The sequence below is a fragment of the Candidatus Zixiibacteriota bacterium genome, from assembly GCA_014728145.1.
GTDB lineage: Bacteria > Zixibacteria > MSB-5A5 > JAABVY01 > JAABVY01 > WJMC01.
Genome location: WJMC01000248.1, coordinates 1 through 15,419, shown reverse-complemented (window position 1 = coordinate 15,419; position 15,419 = coordinate 1). Strand labels below are relative to the sequence as shown.

Below are 15,419 nucleotides of genomic sequence, written 5' to 3'. Positions count from 1 at the left end.
TCGACCATTTTTGAGATCTTCCGCCAGTTTGCTTGCGGAGCTTGAAAACAATGCTGACTCGCGCAGGATATCGAGCAGACCGGAAGCGCCGGCATACGCTTCTACACATCCCGACAGACCGCAACTGCATTTTTTGCCGTCCTTGACCACCGGCACATGGCCCAGTTCTCCGGCCGAATACGACGCTCCCCGAACGAGCTGACCAGCGATAATCACGGCCCCGCCGATACCTGTACCGACAGTGGTGCAGATAACGTTTTCATAACCGCGCGCCGCGCCGAATTTGACCTCGGCCACAGCCATCACGTTGGCATCGTTATCGACATGAACAGGAAGATTCAGCTTCTCAGATAATTTTTCAGAGACCTCGGTGTCCTGCCATCCGGGAATATTGGGTGAATGGCCAAGAATCCGGCCCCGTTCGGAATCGACAGTACCCGGCGAACCTATCCCGAGGTAATCGATATCGAAACCGTTTTCATCAGCAAAAAGAAGTAATTCCTGCCCGCATTCGAGCAGGCTGGCCAGGATGCTTTCCGCACCTTCGGATGCATTGGAAGGAACCGTCCGGGCGATAATCGGTTCGCCATCCGTACTGACCAAACCAAATTTGATATTGGTTCCGCCCAGGTCTATACCGGCGTAAGCTTTACTCATAATAATATTATAATCCTGTCAGCGAAGTAAATCAACAGTGAGTAATCCATCCCGGTCGGACCCGGCCTGCATCAGGCTCTGGTAGACATCCCAGGCTGTAACGATATCCTGAATCGCGATCCCGGCCGAGTCGAACACTGTCACCTGGTCTGCCGATGAGCGCCCTGTCTTTATCCCGAGAATAACTTCGCTCAGGGTGGCATCGATATCCGACTGGCTGATTTCTCCCATGTGGAAAGGAACGTTTATCTCTCCTGTGCGGGAGGTCTCCAACCAGCTGTCGATCACCAGGTAGGCGTTTTTGATAACCTGGGAAGACATTTCCTGTTTCCCCTCGGCGTCGGCCCCGATGGCGTTGATATGGGTTCCCGGGGAGACCACGGAATCATCGAACAGCGGTTGACGGGAAGAGGTGCAGGTATTGACGATCCCGCATCCCGTAACAGCCTTATCAATCTCCTCGACAACTTCGACTTCGAGATTCTTATGCTCACGGCAGAACCTGGCGAAAGCTTCGGCCTTATCCGGTTTTATGTCATATACGATTGCTTTTTTAATTTCAGGATGAACGGTTATCAGGGCTTCAAACAGTGACCTGGCCTGGTTTCCTGCTCCGACAAAACCGACCTGCTCGATATCCGGATTGGCGAGATATTTGGCCGCCAGGCCACCCGCCGCGCCGGTACGCATCCTGGTGATATACGTGCCGTCCAGAATCGCCAGCGGGAAACCGTTTTTGGGATCTATCAAGATGATAGTGCCGACAACTGTTTCGAGTTTGAACGTGCTGTTGTCGAGGTGCACGCTGGAAGCCTTTATTCCGGCAATATCGAGATCCGGCACATAGGTGGAATGATTGCGCAGGTCACCATTGAACTGGGGAAACTCAAGAAAAGTCTTGGCCGGCATCTGAATCTTATCCTGGCCATAGAGGCGAAAGGCTTTTTCCACCGAGGCGAGACATAATTCCATGTCGAGCGCATTTTCGATAATTGATCTCGAGATTATATAAGTTTCCAAGCGTTCCTCCCTGGTATTTGTTTCTATAAACTTATCAAATTAAACATAGCTCGTCAACGAGATTTTATCCCGCCCCGGGAAGCCCTGATTTTTAACCCGCACAACGTCATAAGCGTATAGAATTAAAACTAATTGCCGATACCAATAACGTAAGGAAATAACAGGTCGCAACTCTAAAAAACAGGTACAAAAGTGGATATTTCTACTATTGTCGGGCTTCTTCTGGGACTCTCCGCGATCGTCATCTCATTTATCTGGGAAGGTGGACACCTTGAGATGGTCCTGGCCGGCCCGGCCATGTTCATCGTAATCGGGGGCACACTGGGAGCGACCATGGTAACCACTTCGATGGATACCGTGTTGCGTATCCCGCAGTATATTCGTATCGCCCTGACCGGCGAAACACAGGATCATCCCAAACTGATCAGCCAGATTTCATTTATGGCTGAACGTGCCCGCCGTGACGGCATCCTGGGACTCGAAAAGGAACTCAGCTCGGTTAAGAATCCATTCTTCAAACAGGCGTTGCAGATGGTGATCGACGGCACCGAGGCGACCGTCCTCAAGGATACGCTACAAGCCGAGATGAACTACATTTCAGAACGCCATATGCATGGCATCAAACTGTTCCGCACCATGGGCGGATTCTCACCCACGATGGGCATCATCGGAACCGTGCTGGGACTTATCCATACCCTTGCCAATACCGATGATCCGGCCCGTATGGCTTCGGCAATCGCCTCGGCCTTTATCGCCACCCTCTGGGGCGTTGCGCTGGCCAACCTGGTCTGGATACCGATTGCCGAGAAACTGAATTATCGTCACGATGAAGAGCAGGTCAGCCTCGAGATTGTAACCGAGGGTGTGGTCGCCATCCAGTCCGGTGACAACCCCCGCATGATTTCTACCCGGCTGACTTCATATATAAATCCGAGCAAGAGGAAATTCGATGATAAACCGCCGTACCAAAGATCGAGGCTCGAACAAGATAGGTCAGGAAAGATGGCTTCTCACATACGCTGATATGATCACGCTTCTTCTGGCGTTGTTTATCGTCATGTATTCCATGTCGAAAATCGATGCCGAGAAATTTAAAAACGTGACCAGCGCGCTGGCCGGACAGCTCAAGGGCGGGGAGACCATCTTCGAAAAATCTCTCGGATCCAGCATAGTCGGAACCAAGATCCTGAATATCCGCGAACTGCGCCTGCTCAACAGCCGGATAAACGAAAAACTGCAGGTTGAAAATCTCAACCGCAACAAACCGATCGCGATCAGCACTCAAATCGATGAGCGCGGGCTGGTGATCCATATCGAGGAGTCGGCCCTGTTCGAATCGGGCAAAGACGAACTCAAACCGGAAGCGTACGAACCCCTGAAACTGATCGCTCAGCAACTGGCCACTGTCGACAACCCGGTCAGAGTCGAAGGCCATACCGACGACAGGCCGATCAAGACACCCCGTTTTCCATCCAACTGGGAACTGTCAGCGGCCCGAGCCACCAATGTCGTCCGCTATTTCATCGAAAAGCACAACCTCCCACCCGATAAACTCTCAGCCCTGGGATACGGGGAATACCGCCCGATCGCAGGAAACGACACCCCTGAAGGCCGTGCGCAGAACCGCAGGGTGGATATCGTCGTCCTCTCACAATCGGAAATGATCAAGGAACCGCCGATATATCACTCCGATTACGACGAGAGCGAATTCTAAAAATTTACTTGCCTGACAAGCCGATCGACCTTTTCTTGCCGTTTAAATCAAACGGAAGAATTTGTTATGTTATTAAACCAAACAAGCGCATTCAGGACGATACTGATAATTCTTGTCGTGGTAATAGTTGTAGCGATTTTGGCCTCTTTTATACTGGTGCCCCGAACAGAAATGTTTTTTTTGAAACGCGGGATCAACTACGCCTCGGAGAAACTCAACGCCAGCCTGCCCTCTGTCGAGGGTTTCAATCCCGACATCCACCCGGTCGACCCACTGATCGTGAGAACGTCCTTTGATGCCCTCTCTATGGCGCTTGTGACCGATTCTGTCCGCAACGATGACTTCAAGCGCGCTCTCAGCCGTTTTATGACTACCTTTAAAAACTCTTACCTGGATCAGACCATAGTACCCAGAGAACAGATCCTCCTGGCCGACCGGTTGGATTCAATCGTCAGGGCGACCGCAAAGATCAGGTTCCCGCGGGTGCACACGATCCTTTTGAAGCATTTTATCGCTTTTGAGGATACCGCCATGCAAAACTACCGCGCCGTCCTGACATTCGATTCTCTCGCCCTTTACAGCGAACATACCGCCTCGGGCATGTTTGCCCCGCTTTCACTCGAACTGGTCTGTGAGACATATAACAAATTCGAGGATCTCAAGATCAGCAGTCAAGAGATGGAAGAACTGAAGTCTATCATCCGCCGGATGGAGCGCTTTCAGTTGCGCGATGAGTTCGCCGGGGTTATGACTATGCTTCGCTCGCTTCCGGAGTATGACGAATTTCAAGATGCAGAGGAATTCACCCTGAGCGCCGCCATAGTCCGCAGGGCGCTCCGTAATCCCGAATTCGATTTTTATCGAATTAAACCGACTTTGCGCAGTTTTATCCTGCTCTGGAATGAACAGAAGTCTGCCGAAGACTTCGAACGCTTCGACCTCGTGCCTCTTTATGAGTTTGTCAGGTTTATGCGCTCGGTTGTCGAAAGAAAGCTGAACTGAGCCTGTTTTTGACTTTCCTGAGGGCCTTCAACTGCTTATATAATACCTGACCTGTTAATCCCGGCCTGTGATACGGAGAAAAGCGTGCAGGATTACGATTTGATCGCTGACATCTATGAAGAATTCGAGATGGACCAGTTCAGTCGCCTGATGGTCCCGTACATACGAGATCTCTGCCGTAAACTCGATATCAGCTACAATTCAGTTCTCGACCTGGCCTGCGGTAACGGCATGGCGCTCGCTCTCTGGTCACAGCTCGGTTTGAAAGTTGCCGGTGTCGACGGCAACCGGGTGATGCTCAAAAAAGCCCGCCAAAATCTCAAAGCGAAAGAATCGATCGAGTTATATCAGCAGGAACTGACCGCACTCGAAATTCCCGGCAAATATGACCTCGTCACCTGCCTCTATGATACGGTCAATCATCTATTGAAGAAACAACAATTGAGAAGCTTGTTTACAAAAGCATACGGCCTGACTGAAGACGGCGGAGCTTTCATATTCGATATCAATACCCGCGCCGGCTTCAAACATCGCTGGACGGAGAGGACAATAATTCGTCAATCCGAAGGCTACTATTCAATCTGGGAGACCGATTACGATCCCAGAAGACGGCGGGCAATGATGCAGATCACCTTGTTTACTAAAAAACAGAAGAACCTGTACAACCGCCGGGAGACAATTGTCCATGAGCGCGGATACACCCTCAGCGAGATGCGCAAAATTCTTAAACAAACCGGTTTCAAAAAAATTGACAGCTTTAAATGTTTCAGTTTTGAACGGCCGACTGGAATGACAAAACGGGTGGCTTTTATATGCAGGAAACATTGAGATGATCGGAATTATCGGTACAGCTGTAACAGCATATTTGCTGGGATCGATACCATTCGCGATAATCATCACCCGTATCGTGAGGGGTGTCGATGTGCGCGATTACGGCTCTAAAAACGCCGGGGCTACCAATGTTTACCGGGTAGCCGGCCTGAAGTCTGCGCTCGCGGTCGGCATCCTCGATCTCTTCAAGGGTTTTGTCGCGGTCTTCTGGCTTGCCCCGCTCATGGCGGACTATTCCAGCCTGGCTGTCGAGTACCTGCAGTTAATCGGGGCGGTATCTGTGGTAATCGGCCATATGCTGACGGTTTTTGCCGGCTTTAAAGGTGGCAAGGGCGTGCTGGCGGCCGCAGGAGCGCTCCTGGCGCTACTTCCGGCCGAGGTCGGCATCTCATTCGGGGTTTTCCTTGTAATCGTCCTGGTGAGCCGTTATATCTCTCTCGGCTCGATCCTGGCTACGATAACACTGACCGCAATCGTTTTGATCGAGCGTTTTATCCTGAAACAGCCAACGCCTGACCGTATGATTGTACTATCTGTCATAATCACGCTCGTGGTCATCTATGCCCATCGCTCCAATATCGAACGCCTCCTGAAAGGCACTGAAAACAAGATCGGGGGTCGCAGAAATGGACAATAAAATCGCTGTTTTGGGGGGTGGAAGCTGGGGGATCGCGATTGCTGTACTGCTTCGGACCAACGGCAACAAAGTTTCAATCTGGGAATTCAACCGCAATGATTACAGCAGGCTCCTCGAGGAACGTGAACACAAAATCAAACTTCCCGGCGTCAGGATTCCCGACGATATAGAGATCGAAAACAGGCTGGGCGAGGCGATCGAGGACGCGCGCATAATCTGCCTGGCGGTACCCTCGCACACTGTCCGTGAGGTCTGCCGTTTTCTGGCCGGGTTCGACCTGCCGGCTGACACGAAAGTAGTCAATCTGGCTAAGGGTATTGAAATCGACAGCTTAAAGCGGATGTCTGAAGTGATTCTCGAGGAAATCGAGGTCATACCTGAAACAAATGTAGCGACTTTGTCGGGGCCTTCTCATGCCGAGGAAGTCGGTCAGCGTATGCCGACCTCGGTCGTAATCGGATCAACCGGTATCGAAACAGCCGAGAACCTGCGTGATATCTTCTCCAACGCTTATTTCCGGGCCTACAGCTCGCCGGATATTGTCGGTGTCGAACTGGGCGGAGCACTGAAGAATATCATCGCCATCGCGGCCGGTATAGTCGATGGCTTAGCCGGTGGTGACAACGCCCGCGGGGCGCTGTTTGCGCGCGGTATGGCCGAGATCTCGAGGCTGGGAATCGCCATGGGCGCGCATCCATTGACATTTGCAGGGCTATCCGGGTTCGGTGATCTGATCACGACCTGTATCTCGCGTCATTCGCGCAACCGTAATTTCGGTGAAAAAATCGGCGCTGGAAAGAATTTCGAGGAGGCGATGGGGGAGATGACTATGGTGGTCGAGGGGGTCAGAACGACCCGCGCGGCTTACCGTCTGAAATCAGGATTCGGGGTGGAAATGCCGATCACAGAAGAAGTTTACCAGATTTTGTTCGATCATAAAAATCCTCGTGACGCACTCTTTGACTTGATGACACGTGATTTGAAGTCAGAAATTTAATCTAATCACTTGACTTTCTGCTTTAAGTGTAATATCTTTTTCTCCGGCCAAAAAATGCATCAACGCATTGAGAAGACCGCTCTATCAGGTGGGGGAGCATCTTTGAAACGTAATCCGGACCACAAAGACAAACTATATTATTCTATTTCTGAAGTTTCCCGGATGACCGAGGTCAAGCCGTATGTCCTCAGGTTTTGGGAAAAGGAATTTCCAAGTCTGCGTCCCAAGAAAAACAGGGGCGGTAACCGTATCTACCAGAAACATGAAATCAAGCTGATCAACCGCATCAAGGACCTGCTTTACGAGGAAGGCTACACGATCGACGGCGCTCGTCAGAAGCTGAAAACGGACAAGAACAGGTCAAACCACAAAATTTCAGCGGGCAATGGCTCTCTGCGTCAGAAAATCCGCGAAATCCGGCAGGGTCTCAAGGACCTGGAAAAACTTTTCACTTGATTTTGAGTTATAATTAGGTAGAATATAGACTTGCGTCGGGGAGTGGCGCAGCCTGGTTAGCGTGCTTGCTTGGGGTGCAAGAGGTCGGCAGTTCAAATCTGCTCTCCCCGACCATTTTTTCTATCACCGACCTGCCTTATTTCCACGGTAATTCAATCAATCTTCAAGCATCTTCCGATGTTAACCGATAATATATCGTAAAGCACTACAACACAGGATACAAAAAAGCGGTACAAACATGAACATAGCTGAGTGGAAACCGGAATACGCAATCGGGATCGAACGGATCGATTCGCAACACCAGAAACTGGTACGGCTTCTGCGCACTCTCCAGAATGCGGTTGAGGCCGACGAACCGGAATCAGTTCTGGGAAACGCAATCAAGGAGCTGGTCGATTACACTAATACTCATTTCGCCGATGAAGAGAAGCTGATGGAATTGATCGGGTATAAAAATATCGACAATCACCGCACTCTGCATCAGGACATGGTCGCACAGATCAGGCAAATCCTGATCGACATGAAAAAAGGGGAAACTCTCGATCCGACCCGATTGATATCCTATCTGGAGGACTGGCTGGTCGATCATATCCAGAAAGAGGACAAAAAGATCGGCCTCGAGCTGAAGTCCAGCCTCGAAAAAGTTACCTCATAAGAGCTTCCGCCAGGAAAGCTACCTTACGGCACACAAAACTCTCACTGCACGCAAAAGTGCTTCATCGCTGTGCTTTATGTAATGATATGGACACATGAGTCGTCATTACGGCCGAGGAATTACGCTTGCGCAATGACGAGTGGAGAAATCTCAAACCTGTCTCTTCCGTCAGGAAAGATACCTGACGGCACACGAAGATTGCTTCGTCACTGGGCTCCTCGCAATGACGGGCGGTGGCTTAATTGTCATCGCGAGAAGTCACCTAAACGTGACGACGTGACGATCAATTCCTCCCAATGGAAAGATTGCCACGCTTCACTCCCAATTCCAGACATGCCGGAACCGTCTTGGCCGTAGAATTTAACTTGCCTGAAAACCATCCAGTTTGTATTATCAATAATTCGATCCGTATCCGGGGGAGAGGTACAGCTTTCCCGTAAAATCGATCAACCGTAACTTAAAAGCGTTCTCATACATTAAACGGCAGGTATAGCTTATGAGTACCGAATCCAAACCACACAGAAAAACCGGCGAAGCCTATTATCCCTTCGCAGAAATAGAAGCCAAATGGCAGAAAACCTGGGAAGATCAGAAACTGTATCGCACCAACCCTGATCCGCGCAAAAAGTTCTATAACCTGGTGATGTTCGCCTATCCTTCGGGCGATATTCATATGGGTCATTTCCGCAACTACACGGTCGGCGACGCTGTCGCGAGGCGCAAGATGATGGAGGGCTACGATGTCCTGCATCCTTTCGGATGGGACGCTTTCGGCCTTCCGGCCGAACAGGCGGCGATCAAACGCAACCTTCATCCCGAGGACTGGACCTTGAACAATATCAAGGTCTCGCGCAACACCCTCAAAAAAGTCGGTATATCCTTTGACTGGGAGCGTGAAGTAGCCACCTGTCTTCCGGATTATTACAAGTGGACCCAGTGGATGTTTCTCAAGCTCTTTGAGCATAACCTGGCGGTCCAGAAAGAGGCCTCGGTCAACTGGTGCGAAACCTGCAATACAGTGCTGGCCAACGAACAGGTCGACAGTGAGGGCCAATGCTGGCGTTGTCACCAGGTCGTCACCAAACGCAAGCTGACCCAGTGGTTCTTCAAAATTACCGAGTACGCCGAAAAGCTTTTGCAGGGAATCGACAAACTCGACGGCTGGCCGGAAAATGTGCGCATCATGCAACGCAACTGGATCGGCAAATCCAGGGGTACCGAGATCGATTTTAAACTGGAGACAGGGGAGAAGATCCCGGTTTTTACAACCCGTCCGGACACCATCTTCGGGGTCACTTTCATGGCCATAGCGCCGGAGGCAGAGATCCTGGAACAACTTGACATACCCCAGGATAGACAGCCTGAGGTAGAGGCATACATTAAGAAGGCGACCGCTAAAACCGATATCGAGCGGACCTCCGAAATCGGCGCAAAAGACGGCGTTTTCACCGGCTGTTACGCCATAAATCCCTACAACGGCGAAAAAGTCCAGCTGTGGGTGGCCGACTACGTGCTGGCATCCTACGGTACCGGCGTGGTGATGGCGGTTCCGGCTCATGACCAGCGCGATTTTGAGTTTGCCAAAAAATACGATATCCCCATCAAGGTTGTGATTCATCCCCAGGAAGGCAGTTTGGATGTCGACCGGATGACCGAAGCATATACCGAAAAAGGGGTGATGGTCAACTCCGGGCAGTTCGACGGCGCGGTCGCTATGGAGGCGATCGACAAAGTTACCGAATTCGCTGAAACTGAGGGTTTTGGCCGTAAAAAGATCAACTACAAGTTGCACGACTGGCTGATCTCCCGTCAGCGTTTCTGGGGCGCGCCGATCCCGATAATTCATTGTCCCAAATGCGGTCCGGTGCCTGTCCCGGAAGAGGACCTGCCGGTCGAACTTCCACGCGATGTCAAAAACTGGATCCCGGAGGGGAGATCACCTCTGGCCGATGTGCCGGAATTTATGAGCGCTGAATGCCCGCAATGCGGTTCCGAGGCAAGGCGCGATCCGGATACGATGGATACGTTCGTGTGCTCATCCTGGTATCACCTGCGCTATACCGACAATAAAAACGATTCTGAACCGTTTTCACGCGAAAATGCCAAAAAATGGCTCCCGGTAGACCAGTATATCGGCGGTGTCGAACATGCCACCGGCCATCTGCTGTATTTCCGTTTCTTCACTCAGTTTCTGCATGATATCGGCTGGCTGACAGTCTCCGAACCGGCAGTGCGCCTGTTCAACCACGGTATGGTGCGCGACGCCCACGGTCAGATCATGTCGAAATCTCTCGGCAATGTCGTCTCGCCGATGGATCTGATTGAACGCTACGGGGTTGATATCAGTCGCCTGGCTATGCACTTTATCGCTCCGGCCGACAAGGAAATCGACTGGAACGAGGAAGCTTTCACCGGAATTCAGCGTTTCGTTAATCGTTTCTATAATATGATAGTTCAAATCGAGGACCCCCATCCAGCCGACCTGAAGAAACAGTATAAAAAGGATGAACTTTCTGATAACCAATGGGATCTGTATATTAAGTTAAACCAGATCATTATCGGCGCTGATAAGGATTATGAGAGAATGCAGTTCAACACTGTAATTGCTTCTCTGATGGAATATTTTAACTCACTCGGCCAGGTCAAGCGTATCGAACCTGAGTTCTTCCTGTTTATCATGCAGAAACTGGTTCAGCTTATCGCTCCGCTGGCTCCGCATTTTGCCGAGGAGATGTGGAATCGCTTCGGTTATACTGATTCAGTCTTCAAATCAGCCTGGCCGGTCGCCGATTTCGATGCTTCAGTTGCAGATACGGTTACGATCGTAGTCCAGGTCAACGGCAAACTGCGCGACCAGATCGAAATGCCTCTGGACTCTGCCAAAGATCAGGTCGAAACCGCTGTAAAATCCTCCGAGAAAGTCAAAAAGTACCTCGAAGGCAAAAACATAATAAAAGTTATCCACGTCCCGAATAAGCTGATGAATTTAGTCGTAAAATAGCAAACAATGCCTTTATCTATCGATCCCGCCTGTACAGCAGGGCGGGATCTTTTTTATCCTGTTTTCTTTCCACGGTGGATAACTATCGGACTTATCCACAAGCTATGTTACATAATATATATTATAGGACACTACTTGAACAGACCCCGGGAATCTTAATTGGAGCTTTGAGTTAAGCATATAAACGGCAATCGGATGTTTCAATCTGGTATGCATTGGTGTCAAGCGGTCATACCTGTTATTTCTAAGTCCAGTTATAGGGCTAAGCGACACTGTCTCAGTATTATAAGATCTTCCTTTAAGCATTTTTGACTTTTTTATTGGCACAGCGGGTCATCTATGGGATAAATCCCACTTTCTCTTAGCTTTTGTAAGTCATTCGGTTCCAATCTGTCCCTTCAGCAATTCTTATAATCTATTGTAATATAATCATATAGCTATTTCTTCCGGCTTACAATTCGATTTTGGCCCGTCTTTTGCGATATCCCCAGCAGAATAGTCAAAAAAACAGGATGATGATTATGATTGAAAAACTTCGCAAAAAGATGAATCAGGATGGTTTCACGATTTTGGAGGTCATGATGGGACTGGTAATTTTCTCCATCGGCCTTCTCACCCTGTTGTCCATGATCGTTATCTCGATCCATGGCAACGCCTGGTCTGACAAAACCACGCAGGCCGTCCAGATAGTCCGCCAGACGATCGAGGAAGTCAAGAATACTCCTTATGATGATCTTGAGTGGTATTCTTACGAGGATGATGGTAAATTCTTTTCCCATTATTATCTCGAAGAGGATTACGACCAGGAAGAATTGATGAAAATCACGGTTTACGTCTATTGGGACGACGAGCTCCAGAATCCTCATTATAATCAGACTACAGCATATTTCCAGCCTAAGGAGTGATGACCATGATTATTACAAAACTTAAATCCAATAGAGGTGTAACGCTTATCGAGCTTCTGGTTGCGTCGGTTATAGCGTTGATTGCAACCGGGGCCGCCCTCGAGCTCTATGTCAGCCAGCAACAGGGCTGGATCGCCCAGGAAAATATTACAGATATGCAACAGAATGGTCGCGCGGCTGTCGACGAGCTCGTGTACCATGTCCGCCAGGCCGGCTATCATATACCGCCCGCCCTGGAGGCAATTTACGCATCAAACACAAATCCCGACACTATCACTCTCGTATATCTTTCTGAGCCCATTTGTAACGCTTATATGGTAGATGCTATGTCAAGCCCTTCAGATGATATCGAATGTGATCCTGACAGTATCACCTGTTTTGAAGCGGATACATGGGCTTACATATATGATCCTATTACCGAGAGTGGTGAGTTTTTCCTGATTACAGAAGTTCAGCAGGCTTCGGGACTTCTTAAGCACAGCACTATGTCGCTTTCAAAAGCTTATGCTGATTCCTGCCATGTGTATTCTATTGATGTTGTGACCTTTTTCGTGGACAATACAACCGATCCGGACCATCCGCGCCTGATGATCGAGCGAGCCGACGGCATTCCGCAGATCTACGCCGACAATATCGAGGATCTGCAGCTTACCTATACGCTCGCCCACGGTGCTGTTGTGGACACTTTGATCAGCTCCCAACTGGTAAGAGAAGTCAATATCGAGCTTGTTGCCAGAACTGATCGGGAGGATGAGATTGCCGATGGTTTCGTTCGAGATACATTCGTAACTTCAGTGTTTACAAGAAATCTCGCATTTTAAATAGAGGTAGGGTATTATGAAAAAATTGCAGACACAATCCGGTTTTACCATTATCATTTTCATGGCGTTACTTTTGATGCTGACCCTGGCTGGTATCAACGCCGTGATGACCTCGACCACCGAGGTCGATATCGCCGGTAACAGCATGAACACCAGCAACACCTTCTACGCGGCTGAATCCGGCCTTGAAAAGGCGGCCGCAGAATTGGAAACGTACTATCGTACAAATGGTACCGCACCCGATCCCCTGCCCACCGACTCATTTAATGTCAATGAGTACGATGGTGCTCCGATCGGGGTCAGTTACAATACAGTCCATATAAACGGTCCCTACCAGAAACACCTGGTCAAGGGGGCATATTCGGGCCTGTATGCGCTTGTCAACGAATATGAGGTAACCTCGGCCGCGGCAACTGAAAACAGCCATACAAAGACTGAACTCAAGATGATGGTCGAATCCGATCTGGTTCCGATTTTCCAGTTCGCGGTTTTCTACGATCCGGTACTGGAAATCGCTCCGGGTCCCGCTATGACCCTGGGTGGCCGTGTGCACTCCAACGGCGACCTGTATATACAGGCCGGTAATTCGCTCACGGTCAATTCGCATCTGACAGCGGCCGGAAATATCTTCCATGGACGTTCACCCCAGTCCGGTAGAAGCACCGATTACGGTGATGTTTTCATAATGGATAATTCCGGCAACCCGGTTGCCATGGAACAAAGCGGTAACTGGATCGACGCCAACGACGCCGACTGGGTCGATCAGTCACTGGCTCTGTGGGGAGGTCGTGTCGAGGACTCCGACCATGGAATCACGCCTCTCAACCTTCCAGTCGTCCAGAGCGGTGAACCGATCGATATGATCAAACGCGCAACCGAGACGGCTGACAGCTATGAACACAGCGCGACTTTGAAAATTGTCGACGGCCAGGCGATCTATGTCAACCCGGACAGCAGTGAGACAAATATCACAAGCGATCTCGTATCAGCGGGAGTAATCTCCACCGGATCATTCTACGACGGCCGGGAAGGCAAGACAGTCGAAACAGTTGATATTGACATGTCCGCTCTCAACAGCTCAGGATACTGGCCCAATAACGGAATCATCTATACATCCGAAACCCAGGGCGGTGGTAACCTGAAGGCTACCCGCTTAACCAACGGTTCAGAGCTTCATGCCGATCTGACGGTGTGCTCCGAGAATCCTGTTTACGTTCACGGCGATTACAACACTGTCAGCAAGAAAGCCGCCTGTATCATGACCGACGCTATGACTATCCTGTCCAACGACTGGAATGACGGCGATGGTTCTCTGTCTCTCAGCGACGGCAACCGCAAGGCCGCGGCGACTACAGTCAACAGCTCGTACATGACCGGCAATGTACCATCTGACGGTGGTAAATACAGCGGTGGATTCGAGAACCTGCCGCGGTTTCTCGAAAACTGGAGCGGTATCGAGTTTAAGTGGAGAGGCTCGGCAATTGATTTGTGGGAGAGTGAACAGGCCGACGGTGACTGGGCCTATGGTTCATTTTACACAGCTCCCAATCGTAACTGGGAGTTCGATACCGACCTGCTCGATCCGAACAACCTGCCTCCGGGCACACCGTTGATTTCGATCGTACAGAAAGTCTCCTGGCGTGAGGTTGTAGCCACCCAGGATTGATATAGATACCCCCAATCTGAAGCTGCAGAACTTGTAGTTTCGGGTTTGTTTTCTCTCAACAGGCGCCCCTCACGGGGCGCCCTTTTTTTTCTAATTTTCCTGTTCGCTGAAATACTTCTGTGCCATTTCAAGCAATCTGTCTTTATCGAGCTTCTCCACCGGGCGCGATGACAGGTAGGAGCGGAACTCATCCAGAACATGGCTGAACTTAACATCTTTTGCCAGTTCGTATTGCTCAACCTCTGCCCTCTCGGTCACCAGCTTGAAATAGAAAGCCTCAGAACTTTTCTGGCGGATATCTTTGACAGGTAAATTACGGTAGAGTACTTCCGGGAGATTAAATATCTTCAAACGCACGATCTTGTCTTTCAAATCCACATCATCAAAACGAGACTCGACCACCTGCTTTAGCTGATCGTAATCCAGACCGGCCGAATCGATCTTCTCCAGCTCGATCATCTCCCGCGTCGGAATCCGGTGAAATATAATCTCACGTTCGGGGAGCACAACTTCCAGAAAACCTTTCTTTTCGCCCAGTTCTCCAAAAGAAAGCCTCTCTGTCGAACCGGCGTAATAGACGTTATCATCGACCTGCGTGTACCGATGGTAGTGTCCCAGGGCGACATAATCGAATCCGCGCTCAAATACCGACGACGGTATCTCCTCCTCGGACAGTTCAGCCATCGAAAACTGTTCGATACCCGATACGACACCATGCGCGATCAGGATATTGATCTCAGCTTCTTCAGGACGGGCTTTTTCGATCTCCTGGTGCAAAATATCGGTGGTCAGACAATGGGGCAGGCATCCGAGCGCAACGGGACCAAAACGCAGGCTCTCGAATTTGCTCCGAAAGACCGGATATACTCCCGGCAGGTTCTCAAAAATCGAAAGTACATGGCCAACCGACCGCTGTCGGGGAGCATCGTGATTGCCGGAGATAATTACCACCGGTATCTCCGCCCGGCTCAGCTTGAGAATCTCCCTGATGGCGAAATTTATGATACGGTTGGAAGGACGTACCGTATGAAACAGGTCGCCGGCATGAATTACCAGG

Annotated in this window: 15 protein-coding genes and 1 tRNA gene; 13 read left to right on the top strand and 3 right to left on the bottom strand. The window is 50.2% G+C overall.

Annotated features, from left to right (window positions below):
• Together GF404_13615 and GF404_13610 are read right to left on the bottom strand one after the other, a co-directional pair.
• Positions 1-657 (bottom strand): ROK family protein (locus tag GF404_13615; protein ID MBD3383216.1); only part of this gene is annotated, 657 nt, incomplete at its 3' end.
• A gap of 18 nt (positions 658-675) precedes the next feature.
• Complete coding sequence (locus GF404_13610) at positions 676-1,677, bottom strand: ornithine cyclodeaminase family protein (GenBank protein ID MBD3383215.1); 1,002 nt, start codon at positions 1,675-1,677, stop codon at positions 676-678.
• Between the two features lie 192 nt (positions 1,678-1,869).
• Between GF404_13610 and GF404_13605 the strand changes: the two genes are divergently transcribed.
• The 13 genes from GF404_13605 (at position 1,870) to GF404_13545 (ending at position 14,362) form a co-directional block, all read left to right on the top strand.
• Complete coding sequence (locus GF404_13605; GenBank protein MBD3383214.1) at positions 1,870-2,700, top strand: flagellar motor protein; 831 nt, start codon at positions 1,870-1,872, stop codon at positions 2,698-2,700.
• Positions 2,627-3,391 (top strand): OmpA family protein, encoded by a 765-nt coding sequence (locus tag GF404_13600; protein ID MBD3383213.1) that lies wholly within the window; start codon positions 2,627-2,629, stop codon positions 3,389-3,391. The genes GF404_13605 and GF404_13600 overlap by 74 nt, the downstream gene beginning before the upstream one ends.
• Before the next feature lie 66 nt (positions 3,392-3,457).
• On the top strand, positions 3,458-4,393 hold the full coding sequence (locus GF404_13595; GenBank protein MBD3383212.1) for a hypothetical protein: 936 nt from the start codon (positions 3,458-3,460) through the stop codon (positions 4,391-4,393).
• Positions 4,394-4,477: 84 nt separating this feature from the next.
• Entirely contained in the window at positions 4,478-5,221 is a 744-nt protein-coding gene (locus tag GF404_13590; GenBank protein ID MBD3383211.1) for a methyltransferase domain-containing protein, read from the top strand.
• Between the two features lies 1 nt (position 5,222).
• A complete protein-coding gene (plsY, locus tag GF404_13585; GenBank protein MBD3383210.1) occupies positions 5,223-5,861 on the top strand; it encodes a glycerol-3-phosphate 1-O-acyltransferase PlsY in 639 nt (212 codons plus the stop codon).
• Complete coding sequence (locus GF404_13580; GenBank protein MBD3383209.1) at positions 5,851-6,858, top strand: NAD(P)H-dependent glycerol-3-phosphate dehydrogenase; 1,008 nt, start codon at positions 5,851-5,853, stop codon at positions 6,856-6,858. The genes plsY and GF404_13580 overlap by 11 nt, the downstream gene beginning before the upstream one ends.
• 54 nt (positions 6,859-6,912) lie before the next feature.
• Positions 6,913-7,314, top strand: coding sequence for a MerR family transcriptional regulator (locus tag GF404_13575; protein ID MBD3383208.1), 402 nt, complete (start codon positions 6,913-6,915; stop codon positions 7,312-7,314).
• Between the two features lie 36 nt (positions 7,315-7,350).
• Positions 7,351-7,428: transfer RNA gene (locus GF404_13570), tRNA-Pro, on the top strand.
• Positions 7,429-7,552: 124 nt separating this feature from the next.
• Complete coding sequence (locus tag GF404_13565) at positions 7,553-7,969, top strand: bacteriohemerythrin (protein MBD3383207.1); 417 nt, start codon at positions 7,553-7,555, stop codon at positions 7,967-7,969.
• A gap of 496 nt (positions 7,970-8,465) precedes the next feature.
• Positions 8,466-10,970, top strand: coding sequence for a leucine--tRNA ligase (locus tag GF404_13560; protein MBD3383206.1), 2,505 nt, complete (start codon positions 8,466-8,468; stop codon positions 10,968-10,970).
• Between the two features lie 512 nt (positions 10,971-11,482).
• Positions 11,483-11,875: a prepilin-type N-terminal cleavage/methylation domain-containing protein gene (locus GF404_13555; GenBank protein ID MBD3383205.1), complete on the top strand. Its 393-nt coding sequence runs from the start codon at positions 11,483-11,485 to the stop codon at positions 11,873-11,875.
• Positions 11,875-12,696 carry a prepilin-type N-terminal cleavage/methylation domain-containing protein gene (locus GF404_13550; protein MBD3383204.1) on the top strand — a complete coding sequence of 274 codons (822 nt, stop codon included), beginning with the start codon at positions 11,875-11,877 and terminating at the stop codon, positions 12,694-12,696. The genes GF404_13555 and GF404_13550 overlap by 1 nt, the downstream gene beginning before the upstream one ends.
• A 16-nt stretch (positions 12,697-12,712) precedes the next feature.
• Positions 12,713-14,362, top strand: coding sequence for a hypothetical protein (locus tag GF404_13545; protein ID MBD3383203.1), 1,650 nt, complete (start codon positions 12,713-12,715; stop codon positions 14,360-14,362).
• A gap of 90 nt (positions 14,363-14,452) precedes the next feature.
• Here GF404_13545 and GF404_13540 read toward each other — a convergent pair.
• Positions 14,453-15,419: hypothetical protein (locus GF404_13540; GenBank protein ID MBD3383202.1), on the bottom strand; the 967-nt coding region annotated here is incomplete at its 5' end.